Here is a 15,456-nt window from a genome sequence, read left to right as displayed (position 1 = left end):
CTCCTTTACTCATCCTCAACGTATTCTTTTACATACAGCGACACTAAAAACACTAAACATGTCACCATGCCCACATAGCTAGCGCTCAAAGGCAAATATTGCGCTACTAACTCTATTGCATATAAAGCACCTATAAACGCTATGAGTGAGCTTGTAAATATCTTTAAAAAGGTCATGCTATTTCCTCCAATATGACCTCAATCCTCGGATTATATTTATCCACCTCAAAGCTATGATTTAAATCTCCTATCTGCGCCCATCCGTCATTTTTTAATACTCCAGCTTTGACTAAGCCGTCTATGATAAATTTTTGACCAGTCATGATGTTGTCTTTGTCCTTACGCTTGTTTTTGCAGTACCATATAAAATTTAAGTTTGCTTTATCTATAAATGGTAAATTGCGAGCGTAAAGCATGGTTAAGTCTGTATATTGCTTCTTTAGGTTCGCGTATGCCATAGGATGGGATTTACTTACTTTGATAATGTTATTAAAGTCTGGCATGTCTCCTGGTATGGTTAGTTTAATCATTTTCTATCGTCCACTTTCCGTCGATTAATTCGTGTAAGTTTATACTGTCGTAATACAATGATTCAAATTGATATGGTTCCGATTCACACACGAAGGTGTATTTTAAATCTTCGTCATGATGATAGGTAACAGTTTTTCTTTCTTGGTGAGCCTTCATAGCTTCGTAAAAGGTTACATAGTTAGGTAATATGCGCCATTTCCATGTAATTACATGACCGTATATTTCTATAGGTGATGAACTAGGTAAACTCCTATCTTTCTTGCACCACTTTATATCCCCTTCTTTGGTTTTGCACACATGAGAATAACTTAATCCATACTTTTTAGGAATCCCTTTTCCTTCTTCCAGTTCGGCAATTTCCCCTACTTTTAACTGATCTATCATTTCCCCGGTAGTCAACCATTTAGTCATTGTTATTACCTTCCCTTCTCAATTCCATCAATGCCATAATGCTGTAATTTGCTAAATCTAATAGAGTGTCCTCAATTGATTCGCTTTTTACTTTTGCATCGTATTTAACCAATTGTTTTAATCTACGCATCTTATCATCCATACGGACAACAGCAGATGTAATGCCCCATTCTTTATATGATTCAGCAAAGCTATTGCCGTAGTCCGCATTTTTAGCTTTATATATATTGTTTAATTCTTTGCAAATGGATTCGTGGCTAGCTTTAGGAATGTGTCCTCTAACACCTGTCAATTTAAAATTAGATAATCTTTTTAAAGCACTTAATTTAGCAAATTCGTTTGTAAGGTCTGGTATTTTTACCATTCTTATTCCCCCCTCTATACCTACCATAATGATAGGTATAGTTGTAATTTAATATGTTAGCATCCGTTGATTAATAGATTTTCTTGTTATAAGTCTTCTTGTTTTATAAATACACCATCTATCATCTTGCCTTTGCGGTCGCTTATTTCTGCATAAGCTGCAGCGATACAATCCTTTATATCTAAATCCATTTGCATGGATAAGATCGTTAAAACAACATATACATCGCCGATTGAATCAATAACTTGATCTAAATTACCTTTTGCTAATCCTTGCGCTAGTTCTCCTACTTCTTCCACAAGCTTTAACATTTGCTTTTCCGGTTGTGCTTCATCTAATCCTTTATCTACTGCCCATTGTTTAATTTGTATTGTTAATTCGTTTAAATTATTGGTTGGATTCATTGTTTGGCACCTCTCAAATATCCGATTTCTTTTGCGTAATTAATAATTTCTTGCTGCACTTCATCGCTATGCCCCCAATGTGTACAATAAAGACCTCCGTACCCATTATTGCCATTAGTGTATTTACCTGTCCGAATGAACTCTGCAAAGTCTAATATCAAAGCCCTAAGAGTTCCACCGCTGCTAAAACCTTTCCAGTCACGGTAATTATTTATTACAGCAATCTCTCTGCGTGTATAACTATCCACGAAATAGATGCGACCATTTTTCAACTTCATAAATGCAACGCTATTAACATTTTCAAGATTCGCAGTGCTTTTTGAATAAAAAAATCTACGACCATGTTCGGAAATAAATCTGATTAATTTGTTTATTGTTTCTAGTCGTTCCTCTTTTGATAGATTCATTGTTTATCCTCCTAAACCCATACCAAGCAATAACAACCACTTGGTTGGCTATAATATGTTTGTACTGTTATTAATATCTCTCCATCATTGTTGATGTGTTCTGTGTGCTTTAGGTAGAGTTTCATAAATTAAAACCACCCTTGATCAGGACTATCCTGTTTTATTTTTAATGCTCTTATAGCAGCTAATTTATGTTTTAACTCCCTGTATGTCTTATTATCTGTATCATAATAACCATGCTTGTGTAATTGCTCTATGATGTATGATGTTTGATAGTCTGTTTGGGATAGTTTCATGTCATTTCTCCATTGAGTATTTTTAATTTTAATAAGGGTAATTCTTCTGTTGGAGTGTCATCGTTGTCTTTTTCAATATTTTTTAATGCTAACTCTCTAATAATTCGGTTGCGTTCTTCGTTTATTCTGTAAACTATGTTCATTCTTCATCCTCCAATGCTTTAACAGCAAATTTATGCGGTGATCCAGTGCTTATATCTCTTATATCCTCCAAAGCCTGTTTATAGCGTTGGTTTTCTCGCTCTAACACATCGACATAAAAACACTCGCTACACCTTATTTTATGGTGCTGCTTACACAGAGTTCGTCCGCCTTCATCTTCGTATTCAAAACTTTGCATCATTCCTCACCCTCCAATGCTTCTTGCAATATATAAGCCACTTCTGGATTAGTGTACCTACAGGCGTTTATAGCGTTTTGCATTGCTTGTTTATAGCGTTTGTTTTCTTCCGCAACTAACTCCCCTGTTTTAAGTGTTATGTTGTGTATGTTTCTTAGTGCTAGGTATTTATTTTCTAATGTTTCTGTGCGTTCATCTACCAGTTTAATCAATTCCTCGTTGCCCGCTTTAATCGCTTTTAAGTTAATGTTTTCTTCTTCCAACTCCTGTACTCGCTCGATTAGGTATTTCAAATCATACGGATTAACTAATTTTAAATCTATGAATTCCCCTAATTTCCCAGCATTGCCAGCATTGTATTTGACTTTTATCTTTTCCAACCGTTCTTTATTAGTCATTTGATCAACTCCTCTATATCTACATTTTCAGTCTCTGGCTTTTTGCCAAGAAGTTTCTCCGTGTTTTTTCTTCCTTGGATGATTTGCTTGTCGAAAACATTAGTATTTCCGATGAGTCTTCTGATCGATTCGCCGACTTTTTCGAGAAACTCGAATGTTTTTTCTTTGGTATCTGTTTTCGACAAAACATAGGCGTTCATAGGCAGTTCATAAAACTTCAATCCTGTAGTGATCTCCGAAACATTAATCACTCCCGTTGGCATCGGAATAGCGCAAAAACTATAATTACCGACTTTTATTTCATGTCCTACTGCCTCAACCCATTTATCTTCCCAAGCTAGGTAAAACCTTTGGGGTTGTTCGTTTACTTTTATTTCCATGTCGTAAAACTCCCTTATATTTTATTTATTTTGGTCTCTAAGTCTTTTCTAACTCTGCAATGGTATTTGCGAGTAGTTATATTTCCTTTTTCTTTTCTGATATTTCCAATAGATTCATCTAATTTAGGCAGCTTATCCTGCCATTTAGATACGATGATTTCTAAGTGCTTTAATTGGCTATTTTCGTTCTTTAATCTTCGCCTTTCTTGGCGTATCTCTTGGATACGTTTCGCGATCTTATAACCGTCTCTAGCATTAAATCTTGTTAACTCTATTTGGTGTAATAAATCTAGTTCCTCGCCTTCTAATTCTTTTATTTGGGCAAGATTAGACTTATATATCTTAGGTATATCTCTTATACTGTCTCTTATGGTTATTGCGGTGTTTAATATGTCCATGAGTTCACCTCAATCATATAATTCGGGGTTAAAGACCCTGCCAAACCGTTTATGATAATTTTCTAGCCTTTTATTTTTTGCATAAAAAGTCTTATAAAATGACTTTGCATTACTTAAATCAATATCAGTAGAGTGGTCTTGAGCAATCCCTATATGTGACATTATTTTTAATTTTCCAACGCCTAAGTCCTGTAAAATCTCAATGTCTGAATATGTCATCCAAACACGTTTATTTAATATCTTTAAAGCCTTTTGAGCATCTTTATTTAAATTTAATTGAGTACCTAGCCTTGTAATCTCTTTGTCTATCTCCATGCGTTCTTGATCGTTTAATTCATCGTTTTCAAGCCTGTATTCAAGGTCTGTGATTTTAGCAAGTACCTCTATCCTTTCCATGGGATCACCTTTTCTTTTCCCTTACTTCGAACTGTGTCCGATAAAACTCCACAGCGTTTGTAAAATCAATCCTCATCGCATCTCGCGCTCTGATACCTATCTGTCTTAAAATAAAGCTTGCAGGCATACCCATTAAAAATAACCAGTAAACATCTGTATATGTCATGTAGTGTCTTTTGTTCATAATTCGCTTTAAATGTTCATTAAATTCAATTCCTGCGATAGCTTTAAGTTGTTCCCCTAGTTTTTTACGCTCTTTTTCTAAAAAAGGCTTGTCTAATTCGTCCGCATATTTATATTTCTCAGCAATAATTTTAAGTTCTAGTTTAAGTTCTTCGACTTTCATCATGATGTTTTATACCTCCTGCCATATGATCGTGTTACTTCCCCGTGCTTTGCTGCAATAAATAACAAGATAAACACAAAGTCGGGATCGTAATTAAATGTTTCTGCTATATCATCTAATGCATATCCTTCTTGATAGAGTTCGATTATTTCCTCTCGAACTTCTACAGCTATCTGCAAGTCCATTTCCTTGGTTATTGTTGTAATACCTTTATGCGGTATGGGCTTGTTCCTGTGGTTTATCTTTCTTGGCACTTTCGCCATAGTCGTTTCCCTCCAAGCTATCCAACCAAGCTTGTAACCTCTCTATATCACTATCATCACGTATAAAATCGCAATGACTATCTGGACACTTTAAAAACTCTGTATAATAACCATGGTGTATTACTAGACCACCTTGTCCTTTACATGTTTTACACATTAGTTATCACCTTCATAAATGTTTCCTACTACTTCTATTCGTTCTTGCCAATGCGTCAGTCCTGCATAGCTACTGCCGCCATTTTGTTTGCCTATGAAACCCGCATCATGCCACACAACCGTATAAGTGATGTTAGGGTCACCCATATGATATTTATCACCCTCATATATCTCCTTGCCATTTTTATCTTTTAAGCCTGTGTATTGCATGACATCAAACCTGTTTAAGCCTAATACAGTGCCGAAAAAAATAATTTCGTCTGGATCTTGATACACTCCCGTTTCGACATTCGGAATCATTTGCTCTTTATATTTATCCCAAGCTCTAAACTTAATTTCTCTCATTCAAAACCTCTCCTTTTTACGGTAGCTATCACCTATTAATCTGATTCCTTTTGCCATATCCATCATTCGATCAGTGATTCTTACGCCGTTTTTTCCATATTTGGCTTCCAGTTCACTTTCCGTGTAATTCGTGGTGCATATAGTAGATTTTTCAAGCCTCAAATCCATTACTTTGTATAAAACATCGGATGCCCACGATTCATGACCTTGTTCATCTTTTTTGACGTATTCACTCCCGATGTCATCAAGTGCTAATAAATCCAAATTGTAAATCATATTGAATATATCTTCTTCCGCCAATCCGTTTCCGCTGTATGTTCCACGTATCTTTTCTAGCAAGTCCGTACTTTTGATAAATAATGTTTTATAGCCTTGTTTTCTAATTGCCTTACATATTGCATAAGCGAGATGACTTTTTCCTAATCCTGGTGTTCCACTTAAAGCTAATGAGTGTTTTCCATCAAATTGAGTGATAAAGTCAATGGCGGCTTGTTTCGCTTCTTTTTGGGAATCTGTAACAGGCTTATAAGATTTGACAGTTGCTTTTTGTAAATCAGTTGATACTCGTTCGAAACTTAGAATAAAGTTCCTCTCCTTGCTCTCTCTGTAATCCTCAACAGTGGGCAAATTCAATTTAGCTTTAAACTTCTTGTCCTCACATGGTTTACAACCGCCCGCAACTCCTACGGGCGTTTTATATAACTTGTAAACTCTGCCACACTCTTTACATTGTTCTTCTCCGACTTGTTCCATCGTATTAATCAGATTTTGGATAGATTCCACAGCTTAACCTCCTAAAACCTGTCTTTGCTTGGGTCATAATTATTACTTGGTTCACTCTTATTACGATTTGCTTCTCTTTGGTCTACTTCCTCAGCAGTAAGCAATGATTCATTCTGCCAATTTTTTAGAATTCCCTCAACATAGTTGAGTCTTCGTTTATTCATTTCTGCAGCTATACCTAATGCTTTCAAGATCATTTCACTAGGATTTTTAAAATTAGAATCATCTAACCACGACAACAACTGTTGTTTTGCATGCATGTTATTAAACCCAAATCCGTTATCGTCCCAAAATTGGATAATCACACTCACGTCTTTTTCTTGTTGTTGTTCTTTTTCTTCTTCTTTTTCTTCTTCTTGTTCTTCTTCTTGTTCTTCTTCTTGTCCACGTATCGTGGTACGTAACGTATACGTATCGTATAAAGCCTTTATTTCCGGCTTTTCTACCCTTTCTCCAACAATTGGGATTAAATCTTTATTTTTAACCTCTTTTAATTCCTTGGTTACGCAATCCAACATTGGCTTACCGCCTCTTAAAAAATTGTATTTACCCCAGTTTTTAATAGCTAATTCTCTTGTTGCTGGATCGTAATTAATTATTTTGTGGTGATTGATAAACCTATCTAATAGGGCGTTTATACTCTCGATTGAATGCCCTGTATCAAAAGCCATTTGCTTTTTAGTTATTTGATAAATCCCTATCTGTGTTGTATTCGCGTTAGTCAAAAGATAGAGAAAGAAATATTTATCTTCTGGCGTCATTTCCTCTACCACTCTTGGGTCATTCCAGAACTCTGTGTGAACCATTCTGAATTTAGCCATGATCTCACCCTTTTACCTATTAATCTCACATCTTGCATAATACTTACCTACCTCAACCACCCTATAGCCGGGATAACGCCGCATATAATATGCTAGATTAGTTTTAAACTCTGCTTTATCTTTTGCGTTATCCCAAATCCATTTGGGCAGTATGACTCTTGATGTGTTATACATCTTTATTTAGTCGCTTCTTTGGCTCTATCTATGAGCCACTCGAGCAATTCAATACGATTTTTTATAAACTCAATATTTTCTTTTGACGCACTATTAACTAGTTTCCTAGTTCTAGTTAGCCACTTTTCTGCCTCAGCAATATTTTTGTGCAATTAGAACACCTTCTTCATTTCAATGATTGTGTTTTTAATTGTTTCGTATGATTCTATAACAGGGAATTCTCTGTGATTTGTGTAAATAACACTGCTTTTCCCGTAGCTCTCAAAACCACATATTAGATTTATATTAAAAGTTCGTCTTTCGCCGTCTGCGCACGTTAATTCAATAAACAATGGTTGCATATAATCACCTTCCATATATGTCATTGACCTTTTTATATTCTTCCAAAGCCGTTCTTTCGTCACGCCTGTAGGCAATAATCAAATTTTCCGTAGCTTTAAATAGATTCTGCCATTTACGTGATTCAGCCTTTGCTTCTACCTCTCGCAAACGCAATTCATACGTCTCTATTTCCGCAAGAGATTCTTTTTCTGCGACCGTTCCGCGGCTCGCTTGAATAACCTCAGCATGTACCCTTTTACGCTCCGCATAGACAGCGCCGTATCTATACAAAGCGTCTGCATCTAAATAGCCAATAAGCATTTGCGCTTGAGAGTATAAGCGTATGACCTTGTTTAAGTCAGATAGTATTTCTGGATTGAGCGTCTCTATCTCATCGTAAATTTGCTTGAGTCTTACTAGTCTGCCGTCATTTGCCATAGTATCGCTTCAATTCCTCGTGTTTTTTCTTGCGCCATGCCCTGCCCTCTGCCGTGTAATCGGTAAAGTTATGACATGTGCCAGTATTTACAGATGGTCCACATAAAAGGACTATATTAGCTGGGTCATTTCCGAGTCCACCATGGCTAGCCTGTTGTAAATGAGCCATTTCAAAGGCATAGGCGCTTGATCTACCGCAACGCTCACATTTACCCCCACTACGTTTTAAAACCTCTCTACGCACCTTGTTTGTAATTTTAGTACGGTCTTTTTGCTTTGGTACTCTGCGTTTATGTCTTGGCTTAGGTACTGGATAGATCATTGAGTGTTACCGCCTTTTAATATCTTGATAGCTTGACTAGCTTGTTGGCTTGTCCAATTCTCCATGTCCACATCGGTGTCCATGGATTGTTTTAGATAGCTATAAAGAGTATTAAAATCATTTTTTTCATTTACCTTTCCTTCTAGTAATTTTTTAACGAAGTCTAGTTGTTTATCGCTTGCTTTATTGCCTTTGTTGGTCATTTTATACTCATTACCAACGGCGCCGTTTGCATCATCATCTTTTTCCGTTGCTATACCGATTAACGCCGATAAAGAATAACGCTTCATATAAGTTATTTGTCCGCCCATGTCTTGCATATTGGTACTACAAGGCATTTGCAAAGGATCTGATTTAATCCATTGACCACTCGAATGCAATAACATTGTTTCGACGGAGATCATCAAATTACCGTTTATTTCCCTTGTACTAGCGTTTTGCATAATGGATATTTCATTTTCTTTAAATACTCTTTTGGCTTCATCAAATATTCCGCCTAAGTCTGTATATTCAAAGGTGTAACTGCCACCACTTTTGGTGTTTACTTTCACCGTTGTATTATGTTTAGGGTTTTCTAGTTCTGCCCAAGCCTTACTAAAAGCCTGTGCAATTTCATTATTTAATTTAGAAAAGATCATCACTTATTCACCTCTACCTTGAAAGTTTCTTCCCTTTCCTCAATCGTTACGCCTTCTAATACTTCGCCTGTTTCGGGATCGATAAGCTTTCCATCATGCGGAATAAATTCTTTTTTTAATGCTTCCTTATTAGGTGCTTCCTTCACCTTAATTAAGTCAGAACGTTCTAACTTTTTAAGAGATTCTAGTAACATATCATCTTCATAGTGGTATTTTGGTTGTTGTTTGACGAACCTTATACGACCATTGGGTAGGCTCTGCGATTTAAATTTAGGGTCATTCTCACGCTTTTGTAGTGCATAGGTAGATAACATACCCTGAAGCCTGTCTATATCGTCATCAAGCTTTTTTTGCTCTTGTGCTTGATATGCTTCTAACTTGTCCATTTCGGACTGCACAAAGTTGCTAAGTTCTTCTTTTTTAGCTTGCGCTAGCTTGATTTTACGTAATGCCCAGTCTGCTTTGCTGTCATCATCTATTACAAAAGGTTGCTGTTCTTGATTTTCTTGAAATTCATTAAATTTCTCTGCGAATTCATTCATTTATTTTTCCTCCCCTTGCTCTTATAAGCTAATTAAGCTATAATAAGAGCACGTTTTATGGTTATTTATTTGAACTCATTGCAGTGAGTTCATTTTTTTATAATCATCAACAGACATTACTGCGTAAAATCTAACTCCGTTTTCAATGAAATATGCTTCATATGGAAAAGTGCCGCCACCTCTACCCAAAATGAGTGTTTCTTTCCCTTTAGAAAATTTGCCGAAAATGGAGTTATCAATTTGCACATCTAAATACGGCTTGGTAAAGCTCTTATTAACATACAAAACTCCATCATTGCTTAAAGCCTCACTTATTAACCTATTTGCTTCTATCAACTTATTTATTTGCTCTTGTGTATTCATTCTGATTCCTCCTATTCCGCCACTCCTAAGTAGCAACTAATCTTGTAATCTACTGATTAAAGTATCTATATCATCAGACAATGCTTGTGCTACATCTGCTAATTCTTCTATAAAAAAGTCCGATTCTCTATAAATGATTTCCAACTCTTTAGTTTTTTCGGAAATGTCATTAAGCAATCCGCTAATTTCGAGTGAATCTAGCATTTTTACCTCTCCTTTATATTTAGGGTAGCCTGTACGCCTTATATGTGTTATATCTGGGTGTTCGATCATGGTCTAACCTCCTAACTACTAATCCTTAATGCAATATGCAAAAATACTAGAGTTGCTATAAAACATATCTGGTAAAATAGATCAGTTTTGTCTATTTGCATTTTTATCACCTAATACTTTAAGTGGATCTATACCTAGTTCTGACAGCTCATCTGCTAATCTGATTAACTGCTCTTTGCCTTGTTTTTCTTTACTTAGATCAATCATGTTTCGGACTCGTTTTAAAGCGCCACATAAATTTTCTTCCATCCATTTTAAATCACCCCTCCACAATCCGTTATCAACTCTATGGAGCATCTCGGTTAGAGCTACATATTCTTGTTTTGCGTCAGCAATATCTTCCGCAAGAAAATACTTTTCGAAATCCATCCTTACCCCTCCTATAAATAGATAATTAATGCTATAACTAATGTAATTACTAGTGAGCCTGTTAAGCTTTGTAAGACGTGCGCTTTATGGTTTGATTGGTTGTCCATTTAGTAATCCCTCCTATTAATAAATGTCCTATATACCAGTAAAATAAAGTTAGCTAGTAGTAGAGTTATTAAGATTTCATACATTTTTTACCTCCTTTTTTTCTCCCATCTGATAGAATGGTTGTGAAGGGAGGTGTTATTGTGAAAAAAACTGAATTTATTGTCTCTTTATGTCATCTTATTGTTGCTGAACACGTTGCCGAAGAAACTAACGAATTACTCACTTGACATTTGTGTTTAACTTAAATCTTTCTATTTCATCTTTTTCAGCTAACAGATTACCTTCTTCAGACCAATATTGATGTACATGTCTAACGGGATTGTCGTTGGTACCGTCTCCTCTACGAGATAGAACATAAATTACTGGTATTGTTTCTACTTGTAGGGGAGTTTGCATTTCTATAGTTTTTTTCATCATTATTTCCTCCTTAGTAAGTAATAGATTAATCCAATTTAATGCCATACTTAATAGCAAATTCTTTCACAATAGCTAGGTAAATTTCTGTTAATCTAGCATCATCTGCAATGACATCCATCTTATTCACCTTGTCAATCTTCGACTTAGAAGCACCGTTTAAAGCCATTTCTGATTTCTTGTTTATAAGTCTGATAGACAAACGGCACTTCCCTCTTTCTTCAAGCATCTCGTAGGTTTCGTTTCTTACGTCTTTATAAGATTCAAACCCCCCTCTTACTCTTGCAATAGCATTAATGATCTTATTAACTTTCTTTCTCCATTCTGTGGGATTAAGGCTTAATAATTCCTTGATGTTATCTTGGTTTTGTTCAACAACTTCAATGCGTTTATCTTGTTCCAATTGCTTTTTTTCAAGATTAATTAATGCACGTAATTCAGGGCTTAGCATGGATACATCTAGTTCTTGCTCTTTTACTCGGTAGTAATCATCTACCAACATTTCGTAAGCATCCCAAGCTTGATCGGTATTTAATGATTTAGCATGTAGCCATGCGCCTTTTTCTGTCCATAGGTATAGTTTATTTAGGTTAGATGGCAATTCATCAAATTGATGATTCGCTCTAAACGCTCTTAAATCATCACCTATTAAGCAAATAAAATGTTTTCCTTCTTGGTAGCGACCTTTATTTCGATTAAAGTTATTTGAAATAGTTTTATTATCCGTTCCGTAATTCTCCGCTAGCTGTGCAGTAGTTAAAACTCTTTGATTGTTTTGTTCAATTACTTGTAAATTCATTTTCTTTTCCTCCTATTAATCCCTTTCTGATAGAATGATTAGGAAAGGGGTGATAATGTGAAAGACATAGTTTTTACTTTGGAACTATATGATTACTCTGCTAACTCGCGAGCCAACGAATACTTGCAAAAAGGTTGGCAATTATTGCACGTAGGTTCAAAACTGATTAACTCTGATGATGGTGCATACCATGACACTGTATACGTTGTAGGTGCTAATCAACAGCAATATGAAGAATACGAATCCGAGTTATCAGAAGATAGCAATTTAGAATCTGTAATTAAGAACCTTGAGAACGAGACTTATTAATTGTATTTCTGTAAAGCCCTTTATCAGCTATATAGAGGGCTTTATTCATGTCCTTGTAACTTAACCCGCTTTTAAAACAAACTTTTATAACATCCTCTGTTAAATTTCGTACTTCTTTGGCTTGCTCCTTAAACATAGCGTCGATTGACGACTCATTTATTAAATCGATTTTTTTCATTTTGCTTCCTCCTTCAATCTAAAGTGATTTCAAACGCCTGTCCGCGCTTATTTTAATTACCATTCGTCCATAATTTGCTTCATTGCTTCTAAACTTTGCTCATAAAACCAAAACCGTTTCCCCTTTTCCTTGCGTCTTTCAAGGAGTTTCATTCTTGGATCGTGCAAGAACTCATTTTCTAAAAAGGATTTACTCATGCATGTCCTTTTTGACATTTCTTCGATGTCCCAAACAAAGAGCGCGTTTTTAAGTGTTTCATCCAATTTTTGATTGATGTACTCCCTTATTTCTGATTGATCTACATCAATATTAACCTCTGCTATTGGCAATTAAGACACCTCTTTCATGTTTATGATTTTCAAAATTTTCTTCCTGACTTTTTTGCCATTTCTTTTTCCTAGCAAGATGTCAGATAAGTAAGGTCTGGAAATGCCTAACATTTTAGCCAAGTCTTTTTGTTGCATGTCGTTAAGTAGCAACCACATTTTTACCTTTTTCCCAAAATCGTTTTCCATATTAGACACTCCTTTCTGTTTTTTTGTTTAATTAATAAGCTAAAAGATTAGCTAAAAGTATTGACTTTTTTATGCGTATAGTTTAACATGAAGCCATACCTAAATAAGACTTTGGAAAAGCCTTGTAAATACACATTTATTGCGCTCCCCAGCGAAAAAAATGTATTTTGATAGGTCGAATTTTTTATTGTCTTTTTAGTTAATCAAAATAGCTTATGTCAGTAATATTAAACTATAAGCATAAAAATGTCAACTGTTTTATGCGAAAAGTTTAATTTATTTTGGCTAGCTCTCAAGGATGGTTGATATGACAACGTTTGAGATAGTTAAAAAACTATGTAAGGAAAGAAAAATATCCATTAATGACTTAGAAAAAGCTTTGGGATATTCAAAAAACACTTTATACCGTTTAAAAACGCAAACCCCGGGTGCTGATAAACTCAAAGCGATAGCTGATTTCTTCGACGTATCGACCGACTACCTGCTCGGACGGACTGAGAAGAAAAGATACTACGACTTAACCGAGAAAGATGAACGTGACATCCAAAGGGAACTTAAGAAAATAATTGATGGTGAAGATGTAGATAATGCTTTCGCTGCTTTCGATGGAAAGGTGTTAGATGAACTAAGCGAAGAAGATAGAGAATTATTAATTGCATCATGGGAAAATACATTACGATTAACCAAAAGGCTAGCTAAGAAAAAATTCACATCTTATAAACATCGCAATTAGGAGTGTATTGGTTGATGGATATAAAAGAAAATGTGAGACAGCTCATTGAAAAACATCAAACTAATGATCCTTTCAGAATCGCAGAAGCATTAAACATAATAATCGTATATGAAAATTTGGGTGATATTCTTGGCTATTATAGCAAGTCTCACCGTTTTCAAGTTATCCACATCAATGAAAATTCATCAGAAGAACAACAAGTTTTCACATGCGCGCATGAACTTGGGCACGCTATACTTCATCCAAGTAGTAATTCTTCTTTCTTAAAAAAACAAACGTTATTTTCAAATGAAAAAATTGAATTAGAAGCAAATTTTTGGGCAATGAGTTTATTGTTTTCATCTGTAAATGAATGCGTTACAAAAGAAGAAGCAATTGAACAATATGGCATTCCTATGGAATTATTAACTTCACACGCCCATAAAATTTTTTAACCACAAAACAGAACAAATGTTTCTTTTTTTTAAAAGGAGGTGGTGCTGACACAATTATGCAACCGATATCTGCCTCCCCTATTTTGAACGCCTGTCCGCGCAAAAGAAGGGAAAGATAACGATGAAATTGTATAATAGTAAAAAAGATAAAGAGTTGTACTATTACTTTAATGCTAAAAAGGAAAAGTTATGGTGTTATAGACACAGATATTATGATGCATTAGGTAAAAGAAGGGAAAAATATAAGCAAGGTTTTAAATCAGAGGATGAAGCATATAGAGAGTTGTTGGATGTTAAAACAAACATTTTAAATGGTAATCTAAGACAAGTTGAAAAATCTAATTTAACAGTTGCGGAATGGTTAGACATTTGGTATGAAACACATAAAAATGAATGGAAGAAATCAACTAAAGATCATCGTAAAGGTGTTATCAAATCACGCATAAAGCCCTTAATTGGTAATTATAAACTAACACAATTAGATAAAACCACTTATAAACGAGTTTTCATAAATAAACTTTTAGCTCGTATGGAACCCAGCACTGTTCAATTACTGCATAGAATTTTTAAAGCTGCTATCAATGCAGCTGTAGATGATGAGATATTAGATAGAAACCGCTTCACCAAAATTAAAATTCAGAAAGAGAAAAAAGAAGATAGAAACTTCTTAACTCCTGATGAATTGAATATTTTTCTTCCGGCTGCCAAGAAGTATCTATCGATTACGAGTTACACATTAACATTATTGCTTACTTTTACCGGTTTCCGCAAGGGAGAAGCATTTGGATTACAATGGAATGATGTTTGCTTCAAAAAGAAAACTATAACTGTAAACCGAACTAGGGATATACATGGCATTCGCACCCCTAAGAGTGAAAAAAGCTATAGAAATATTAAAGTAGACGATGTATTGGTTAATCAGTTAAAAACATATCAACTTTGGTGCAAAGAAATTAAGTTGTCTTTGGGGTCGCATTTAAATGAGGATGACATAATTTTTATAAACAGAGACGGAAGACCATGCCATGACTATATACTAAATAGAGCGTTTAGAAACTTGTTTAAAAAAATAGGAATTAAAGAGATTACCCCACATGGATTGCGGCATACACATGCAACAATTTTAATCGGTAATCGCGTTCCTGTAATTGAAATAGCAGAACGTCTAGGTAATTCACCTCAAATGATTTACAATGTTTACGGTCATTCATTTGATAAGCTGGAAAATGAATCAGTAAAAGGGTTTACTAGCAGTGTAGATTTAGATGCAATAAAGTAATTGGGGGAGGTTTTGGGGGAGGTTTATATTTTATCTCTCTCAAAGCCTTTGACATCAACGAATTTTCAAGGTTTGATATTATATATATAATATACTTTAGTATTGAATATTGCAAGGTACTAAAATAAAAAAATTCTCTTTGAAATTTCCTCACCGTACATTAACTGACCAAGCTTAAAACTTTGGGTGTAGATCCTATTCCAATACCA

35 protein-coding genes are annotated in these 15,456 nt (G+C 35.1%); 4 read left to right on the top strand and 31 right to left on the bottom strand.

Annotation, left to right across the window (positions count from 1 at the left end):
- Window positions 1-5: 5 nt before the first annotated feature.
- From KBP50_RS03145 to KBP50_RS03010, 28 genes are all read right to left on the bottom strand, one after another.
- Entirely contained in the window at window positions 6-176 is a 171-nt protein-coding gene (locus KBP50_RS03145) for a hypothetical protein (protein WP_157858433.1), read from the bottom strand.
- Window positions 173-529, bottom strand: a complete 357-nt coding sequence (locus KBP50_RS03140) for a RusA family crossover junction endodeoxyribonuclease (protein WP_076362119.1) — start codon at window positions 527-529, stop codon at window positions 173-175. The genes KBP50_RS03145 and KBP50_RS03140 overlap by 4 nt, the downstream gene beginning before the upstream one ends.
- Window positions 522-941: a hypothetical protein gene (locus KBP50_RS03135; RefSeq protein ID WP_050349939.1), complete on the bottom strand. Its 420-nt coding sequence runs from the start codon at window positions 939-941 to the stop codon at window positions 522-524. The genes KBP50_RS03140 and KBP50_RS03135 overlap by 8 nt, the downstream gene beginning before the upstream one ends.
- On the bottom strand, window positions 934-1,305 hold the full coding sequence (locus tag KBP50_RS03130) for a nucleotide modification associated domain-containing protein (RefSeq protein WP_082240838.1): 372 nt from the start codon (window positions 1,303-1,305) through the stop codon (window positions 934-936). Before KBP50_RS03130 ends, KBP50_RS03135 begins: the two co-directional genes overlap by 8 nt.
- Before the next feature lie 86 nt (window positions 1,306-1,391).
- Window positions 1,392-1,709, bottom strand: a complete 318-nt coding sequence (locus KBP50_RS03125) for a MazG-like family protein (RefSeq protein WP_050349938.1) — start codon at window positions 1,707-1,709, stop codon at window positions 1,392-1,394.
- Window positions 1,706-2,116 (bottom strand): hypothetical protein, encoded by a 411-nt coding sequence (locus KBP50_RS03120; protein ID WP_050349937.1) that lies wholly within the window; start codon window positions 2,114-2,116, stop codon window positions 1,706-1,708. The genes KBP50_RS03125 and KBP50_RS03120 overlap by 4 nt, the downstream gene beginning before the upstream one ends.
- 128 nt (window positions 2,117-2,244) lie before the next feature.
- A complete protein-coding gene (locus tag KBP50_RS03115) occupies window positions 2,245-2,412 on the bottom strand; it encodes a hypothetical protein (protein ID WP_157858432.1) in 168 nt (55 codons plus the stop codon).
- Window positions 2,409-2,555 carry a hypothetical protein gene (locus tag KBP50_RS03110; RefSeq protein WP_157858431.1) on the bottom strand — a complete coding sequence of 49 codons (147 nt, stop codon included), beginning with the start codon at window positions 2,553-2,555 and terminating at the stop codon, window positions 2,409-2,411. The genes KBP50_RS03115 and KBP50_RS03110 overlap by 4 nt, the downstream gene beginning before the upstream one ends.
- Entirely contained in the window at window positions 2,552-2,755 is a 204-nt protein-coding gene (locus KBP50_RS03105; RefSeq protein WP_210967615.1) for a hypothetical protein, read from the bottom strand. The genes KBP50_RS03110 and KBP50_RS03105 overlap by 4 nt, the downstream gene beginning before the upstream one ends.
- Window positions 2,752-3,150 (bottom strand): hypothetical protein, encoded by a 399-nt coding sequence (locus tag KBP50_RS03100; protein ID WP_050349935.1) that lies wholly within the window; start codon window positions 3,148-3,150, stop codon window positions 2,752-2,754. The genes KBP50_RS03105 and KBP50_RS03100 overlap by 4 nt, the downstream gene beginning before the upstream one ends.
- Complete coding sequence (locus KBP50_RS03095; RefSeq protein WP_050349934.1) at window positions 3,147-3,530, bottom strand: hypothetical protein; 384 nt, start codon at window positions 3,528-3,530, stop codon at window positions 3,147-3,149. The genes KBP50_RS03100 and KBP50_RS03095 overlap by 4 nt, the downstream gene beginning before the upstream one ends.
- Before the next feature lie 14 nt (window positions 3,531-3,544).
- Window positions 3,545-3,928 carry a hypothetical protein gene (locus KBP50_RS03090; protein ID WP_050349933.1) on the bottom strand — a complete coding sequence of 128 codons (384 nt, stop codon included), beginning with the start codon at window positions 3,926-3,928 and terminating at the stop codon, window positions 3,545-3,547.
- 9 nt (window positions 3,929-3,937) lie between these two features.
- On the bottom strand, window positions 3,938-4,324 hold the full coding sequence (locus tag KBP50_RS03085; RefSeq protein WP_050349932.1) for a hypothetical protein: 387 nt from the start codon (window positions 4,322-4,324) through the stop codon (window positions 3,938-3,940).
- A gap of 4 nt (window positions 4,325-4,328) precedes the next feature.
- Window positions 4,329-4,673, bottom strand: a complete 345-nt coding sequence (locus tag KBP50_RS03080; protein ID WP_210967614.1) for a hypothetical protein — start codon at window positions 4,671-4,673, stop codon at window positions 4,329-4,331.
- Window positions 4,670-4,933, bottom strand: a complete 264-nt coding sequence (locus KBP50_RS03075; RefSeq protein ID WP_175609456.1) for a hypothetical protein — start codon at window positions 4,931-4,933, stop codon at window positions 4,670-4,672. The genes KBP50_RS03080 and KBP50_RS03075 overlap by 4 nt, the downstream gene beginning before the upstream one ends.
- A complete protein-coding gene (locus tag KBP50_RS03070; RefSeq protein WP_076362132.1) occupies window positions 4,881-5,090 on the bottom strand; it encodes a hypothetical protein in 210 nt (69 codons plus the stop codon). The genes KBP50_RS03075 and KBP50_RS03070 overlap by 53 nt, the downstream gene beginning before the upstream one ends.
- On the bottom strand, window positions 5,090-5,434 hold the full coding sequence (locus tag KBP50_RS03065) for a YopX family protein (protein WP_050351182.1): 345 nt from the start codon (window positions 5,432-5,434) through the stop codon (window positions 5,090-5,092). Before KBP50_RS03065 ends, KBP50_RS03070 begins: the two co-directional genes overlap by 1 nt.
- Window positions 5,435-6,217 (bottom strand): ATP-binding protein, encoded by a 783-nt coding sequence (locus KBP50_RS03060; RefSeq protein ID WP_050351183.1) that lies wholly within the window; start codon window positions 6,215-6,217, stop codon window positions 5,435-5,437. It lies immediately after the preceding gene.
- An 11-nt stretch (window positions 6,218-6,228) separates the two neighbouring features.
- On the bottom strand, window positions 6,229-7,038 hold the full coding sequence (locus KBP50_RS03055) for a DnaD domain-containing protein (protein WP_236691389.1): 810 nt from the start codon (window positions 7,036-7,038) through the stop codon (window positions 6,229-6,231).
- Window positions 7,039-7,557: 519 nt separating this feature from the next.
- Window positions 7,558-7,971, bottom strand: a complete 414-nt coding sequence (locus KBP50_RS03050; RefSeq protein WP_210967613.1) for a hypothetical protein — start codon at window positions 7,969-7,971, stop codon at window positions 7,558-7,560.
- On the bottom strand, window positions 7,961-8,293 hold the full coding sequence (locus tag KBP50_RS03045) for an HNH endonuclease (RefSeq protein ID WP_050349929.1): 333 nt from the start codon (window positions 8,291-8,293) through the stop codon (window positions 7,961-7,963). Before KBP50_RS03045 ends, KBP50_RS03050 begins: the two co-directional genes overlap by 11 nt.
- A complete protein-coding gene (locus KBP50_RS03040; RefSeq protein WP_050349928.1) occupies window positions 8,290-8,931 on the bottom strand; it encodes an ERF family protein in 642 nt (213 codons plus the stop codon). The genes KBP50_RS03045 and KBP50_RS03040 overlap by 4 nt, the downstream gene beginning before the upstream one ends.
- Window positions 8,931-9,473, bottom strand: coding sequence for a host-nuclease inhibitor Gam family protein (locus tag KBP50_RS03035; RefSeq protein WP_076361988.1), 543 nt, complete (start codon window positions 9,471-9,473; stop codon window positions 8,931-8,933). The genes KBP50_RS03040 and KBP50_RS03035 overlap by 1 nt, the downstream gene beginning before the upstream one ends.
- A gap of 75 nt (window positions 9,474-9,548) precedes the next feature.
- On the bottom strand, window positions 9,549-9,836 hold the full coding sequence (locus KBP50_RS03030) for a hypothetical protein (protein ID WP_050349926.1): 288 nt from the start codon (window positions 9,834-9,836) through the stop codon (window positions 9,549-9,551).
- Window positions 9,837-9,872: 36 nt separating this feature from the next.
- Entirely contained in the window at window positions 9,873-10,109 is a 237-nt protein-coding gene (locus KBP50_RS03025; protein WP_050349925.1) for a hypothetical protein, read from the bottom strand.
- Between the two features lie 81 nt (window positions 10,110-10,190).
- Window positions 10,191-10,478, bottom strand: coding sequence for a hypothetical protein (locus tag KBP50_RS03020; RefSeq protein ID WP_050351575.1), 288 nt, complete (start codon window positions 10,476-10,478; stop codon window positions 10,191-10,193).
- Between the two features lie 327 nt (window positions 10,479-10,805).
- Window positions 10,806-11,000 (bottom strand): hypothetical protein, encoded by a 195-nt coding sequence (locus tag KBP50_RS03015; RefSeq protein WP_050349924.1) that lies wholly within the window; start codon window positions 10,998-11,000, stop codon window positions 10,806-10,808.
- A 28-nt stretch (window positions 11,001-11,028) separates the two neighbouring features.
- Window positions 11,029-11,799: an ORF6N domain-containing protein gene (locus KBP50_RS03010; RefSeq protein WP_050349923.1), complete on the bottom strand. Its 771-nt coding sequence runs from the start codon at window positions 11,797-11,799 to the stop codon at window positions 11,029-11,031.
- A gap of 57 nt (window positions 11,800-11,856) precedes the next feature.
- On the opposite strand from KBP50_RS03010, the gene KBP50_RS03005 reads away from it, so the two are divergent.
- Entirely contained in the window at window positions 11,857-12,108 is a 252-nt protein-coding gene (locus KBP50_RS03005) for a hypothetical protein (RefSeq protein WP_050349922.1), read from the top strand.
- Here KBP50_RS03005 and KBP50_RS03000 read toward each other — a convergent pair.
- Genes KBP50_RS03000 through KBP50_RS02990 form a run of 3 tightly spaced genes read right to left on the bottom strand, consistent with a single transcriptional unit; the run spans window position 12,080 to window position 12,801 of the window.
- Window positions 12,080-12,286, bottom strand: coding sequence for a hypothetical protein (locus KBP50_RS03000; RefSeq protein WP_050349921.1), 207 nt, complete (start codon window positions 12,284-12,286; stop codon window positions 12,080-12,082). The two genes, KBP50_RS03005 and KBP50_RS03000, sit on opposite strands and share 29 nt — an antisense overlap.
- A gap of 56 nt (window positions 12,287-12,342) precedes the next feature.
- Window positions 12,343-12,615, bottom strand: coding sequence for a hypothetical protein (locus KBP50_RS02995; RefSeq protein ID WP_050349920.1), 273 nt, complete (start codon window positions 12,613-12,615; stop codon window positions 12,343-12,345).
- Window positions 12,616-12,801 (bottom strand): helix-turn-helix transcriptional regulator, encoded by a 186-nt coding sequence (locus KBP50_RS02990; RefSeq protein WP_050349919.1) that lies wholly within the window; start codon window positions 12,799-12,801, stop codon window positions 12,616-12,618.
- Window positions 12,802-13,108: 307 nt separating this feature from the next.
- Here KBP50_RS02990 and KBP50_RS02985 point away from each other — a divergent pair, with 307 nt between their 5' ends.
- The 3 genes from KBP50_RS02985 to KBP50_RS02975 all read left to right on the top strand — a co-directional run bounded on the left by KBP50_RS02985 (window position 13,109) and on the right by KBP50_RS02975 (window position 15,247).
- Window positions 13,109-13,534, top strand: a complete 426-nt coding sequence (locus KBP50_RS02985; protein ID WP_050349918.1) for a helix-turn-helix domain-containing protein — start codon at window positions 13,109-13,111, stop codon at window positions 13,532-13,534.
- Window positions 13,535-13,548: 14 nt separating this feature from the next.
- On the top strand, window positions 13,549-13,968 hold the full coding sequence (locus KBP50_RS02980; RefSeq protein ID WP_050349917.1) for an ImmA/IrrE family metallo-endopeptidase: 420 nt from the start codon (window positions 13,549-13,551) through the stop codon (window positions 13,966-13,968).
- A 121-nt stretch (window positions 13,969-14,089) separates the two neighbouring features.
- The gene (locus KBP50_RS02975) at window positions 14,090-15,247 is read left to right on the top strand and encodes a site-specific integrase (protein ID WP_050349916.1); all 1,158 of its coding nucleotides are present in this window, start codon (window positions 14,090-14,092) and stop codon (window positions 15,245-15,247) included.
- Window positions 15,248-15,456: the final 209 nt, after the last annotated feature.

It is taken from the genome of Virgibacillus pantothenticus (assembly GCF_018075365.1).
Taxonomy (GTDB): Bacteria; Bacillota; Bacilli; order Bacillales; family Amphibacillaceae; genus Virgibacillus; species Virgibacillus pantothenticus.
The sequence above is the reverse complement of the archived record's forward strand: the minus strand, read 5'-3'. Positions and strand labels throughout refer to the sequence as shown.

Excerpts from the sequence above, each read along its gene's own strand:
- KBP50_RS03130 (WP_082240838.1), bottom strand. The coding sequence starts at position 1,305 with ATGGTAAAAATACCAGACCTTACAAACGAATTTGCTAAATTAAGTGCT.
- KBP50_RS02990 (WP_050349919.1), bottom strand. The coding sequence starts at position 12,801 with ATGGAAAACGATTTTGGGAAAAAGGTAAAAATGTGGTTGCTACTTAAC.
- KBP50_RS03085 (WP_050349932.1), bottom strand. The coding sequence starts at position 4,324 with ATGGAAAGGATAGAGGTACTTGCTAAAATCACAGACCTTGAATACAGG.
- KBP50_RS03055 (WP_236691389.1), bottom strand. The coding sequence starts at position 7,038 with ATGGCTAAATTCAGAATGGTTCACACAGAGTTCTGGAATGACCCAAGA.
- KBP50_RS03090 (WP_050349933.1), bottom strand. The coding sequence starts at position 3,928 with ATGGACATATTAAACACCGCAATAACCATAAGAGACAGTATAAGAGAT.
- KBP50_RS03020 (WP_050351575.1), bottom strand. The coding sequence starts at position 10,478 with ATGGATTTCGAAAAGTATTTTCTTGCGGAAGATATTGCTGACGCAAAA.
- KBP50_RS03120 (WP_050349937.1), bottom strand. The coding sequence starts at position 2,116 with ATGAATCTATCAAAAGAGGAACGACTAGAAACAATAAACAAATTAATC.
- KBP50_RS03100 (WP_050349935.1), bottom strand. The coding sequence starts at position 3,150 with ATGACTAATAAAGAACGGTTGGAAAAGATAAAAGTCAAATACAATGCT.
- KBP50_RS03070 (WP_076362132.1), bottom strand. The coding sequence starts at position 5,090 with ATGTGTAAAACATGTAAAGGACAAGGTGGTCTAGTAATACACCATGGT.
- KBP50_RS03095 (WP_050349934.1), bottom strand. The coding sequence starts at position 3,530 with ATGGAAATAAAAGTAAACGAACAACCCCAAAGGTTTTACCTAGCTTGG.
- KBP50_RS03050 (WP_210967613.1), bottom strand. The coding sequence starts at position 7,971 with ATGGCAAATGACGGCAGACTAGTAAGACTCAAGCAAATTTACGATGAG.
- KBP50_RS03040 (WP_050349928.1), bottom strand. The coding sequence starts at position 8,931 with ATGATCTTTTCTAAATTAAATAATGAAATTGCACAGGCTTTTAGTAAG.
- KBP50_RS03015 (WP_050349924.1), bottom strand. The coding sequence starts at position 11,000 with ATGAAAAAAACTATAGAAATGCAAACTCCCCTACAAGTAGAAACAATA.
- KBP50_RS03140 (WP_076362119.1), bottom strand. The coding sequence starts at position 529 with ATGATTAAACTAACCATACCAGGAGACATGCCAGACTTTAATAACATT.
- KBP50_RS03110 (WP_157858431.1), bottom strand. The coding sequence starts at position 2,555 with ATGAACATAGTTTACAGAATAAACGAAGAACGCAACCGAATTATTAGA.
- KBP50_RS03010 (WP_050349923.1), bottom strand. The coding sequence starts at position 11,799 with ATGAATTTACAAGTAATTGAACAAAACAATCAAAGAGTTTTAACTACT.
- KBP50_RS03145 (WP_157858433.1), bottom strand. The coding sequence starts at position 176 with ATGACCTTTTTAAAGATATTTACAAGCTCACTCATAGCGTTTATAGGT.
- KBP50_RS03075 (WP_175609456.1), bottom strand. The coding sequence starts at position 4,933 with ATGGCGAAAGTGCCAAGAAAGATAAACCACAGGAACAAGCCCATACCG.
- KBP50_RS03105 (WP_210967615.1), bottom strand. The coding sequence starts at position 2,755 with ATGATGCAAAGTTTTGAATACGAAGATGAAGGCGGACGAACTCTGTGT.
- KBP50_RS03065 (WP_050351182.1), bottom strand. The coding sequence starts at position 5,434 with ATGAGAGAAATTAAGTTTAGAGCTTGGGATAAATATAAAGAGCAAATG.
- KBP50_RS02980 (WP_050349917.1), top strand. The coding sequence starts at position 13,549 with ATGGATATAAAAGAAAATGTGAGACAGCTCATTGAAAAACATCAAACT.
- KBP50_RS03125 (WP_050349938.1), bottom strand. The coding sequence starts at position 1,709 with ATGAATCCAACCAATAATTTAAACGAATTAACAATACAAATTAAACAA.
- KBP50_RS03035 (WP_076361988.1), bottom strand. The coding sequence starts at position 9,473 with ATGAATGAATTCGCAGAGAAATTTAATGAATTTCAAGAAAATCAAGAA.
- KBP50_RS02985 (WP_050349918.1), top strand. The coding sequence starts at position 13,109 with ATGACAACGTTTGAGATAGTTAAAAAACTATGTAAGGAAAGAAAAATA.
- KBP50_RS03115 (WP_157858432.1), bottom strand. The coding sequence starts at position 2,412 with ATGAAACTATCCCAAACAGACTATCAAACATCATACATCATAGAGCAA.
- KBP50_RS03025 (WP_050349925.1), bottom strand. The coding sequence starts at position 10,109 with ATGATCGAACACCCAGATATAACACATATAAGGCGTACAGGCTACCCT.
- KBP50_RS03000 (WP_050349921.1), bottom strand. The coding sequence starts at position 12,286 with ATGAAAAAAATCGATTTAATAAATGAGTCGTCAATCGACGCTATGTTT.
- KBP50_RS03080 (WP_210967614.1), bottom strand. The coding sequence starts at position 4,673 with ATGATGAAAGTCGAAGAACTTAAACTAGAACTTAAAATTATTGCTGAG.
- KBP50_RS03030 (WP_050349926.1), bottom strand. The coding sequence starts at position 9,836 with ATGAATACACAAGAGCAAATAAATAAGTTGATAGAAGCAAATAGGTTA.
- KBP50_RS02975 (WP_050349916.1), top strand. The coding sequence starts at position 14,090 with ATGAAATTGTATAATAGTAAAAAAGATAAAGAGTTGTACTATTACTTT.
- KBP50_RS03045 (WP_050349929.1), bottom strand. The coding sequence starts at position 8,293 with ATGATCTATCCAGTACCTAAGCCAAGACATAAACGCAGAGTACCAAAG.
- KBP50_RS03135 (WP_050349939.1), bottom strand. The coding sequence starts at position 941 with ATGACTAAATGGTTGACTACCGGGGAAATGATAGATCAGTTAAAAGTA.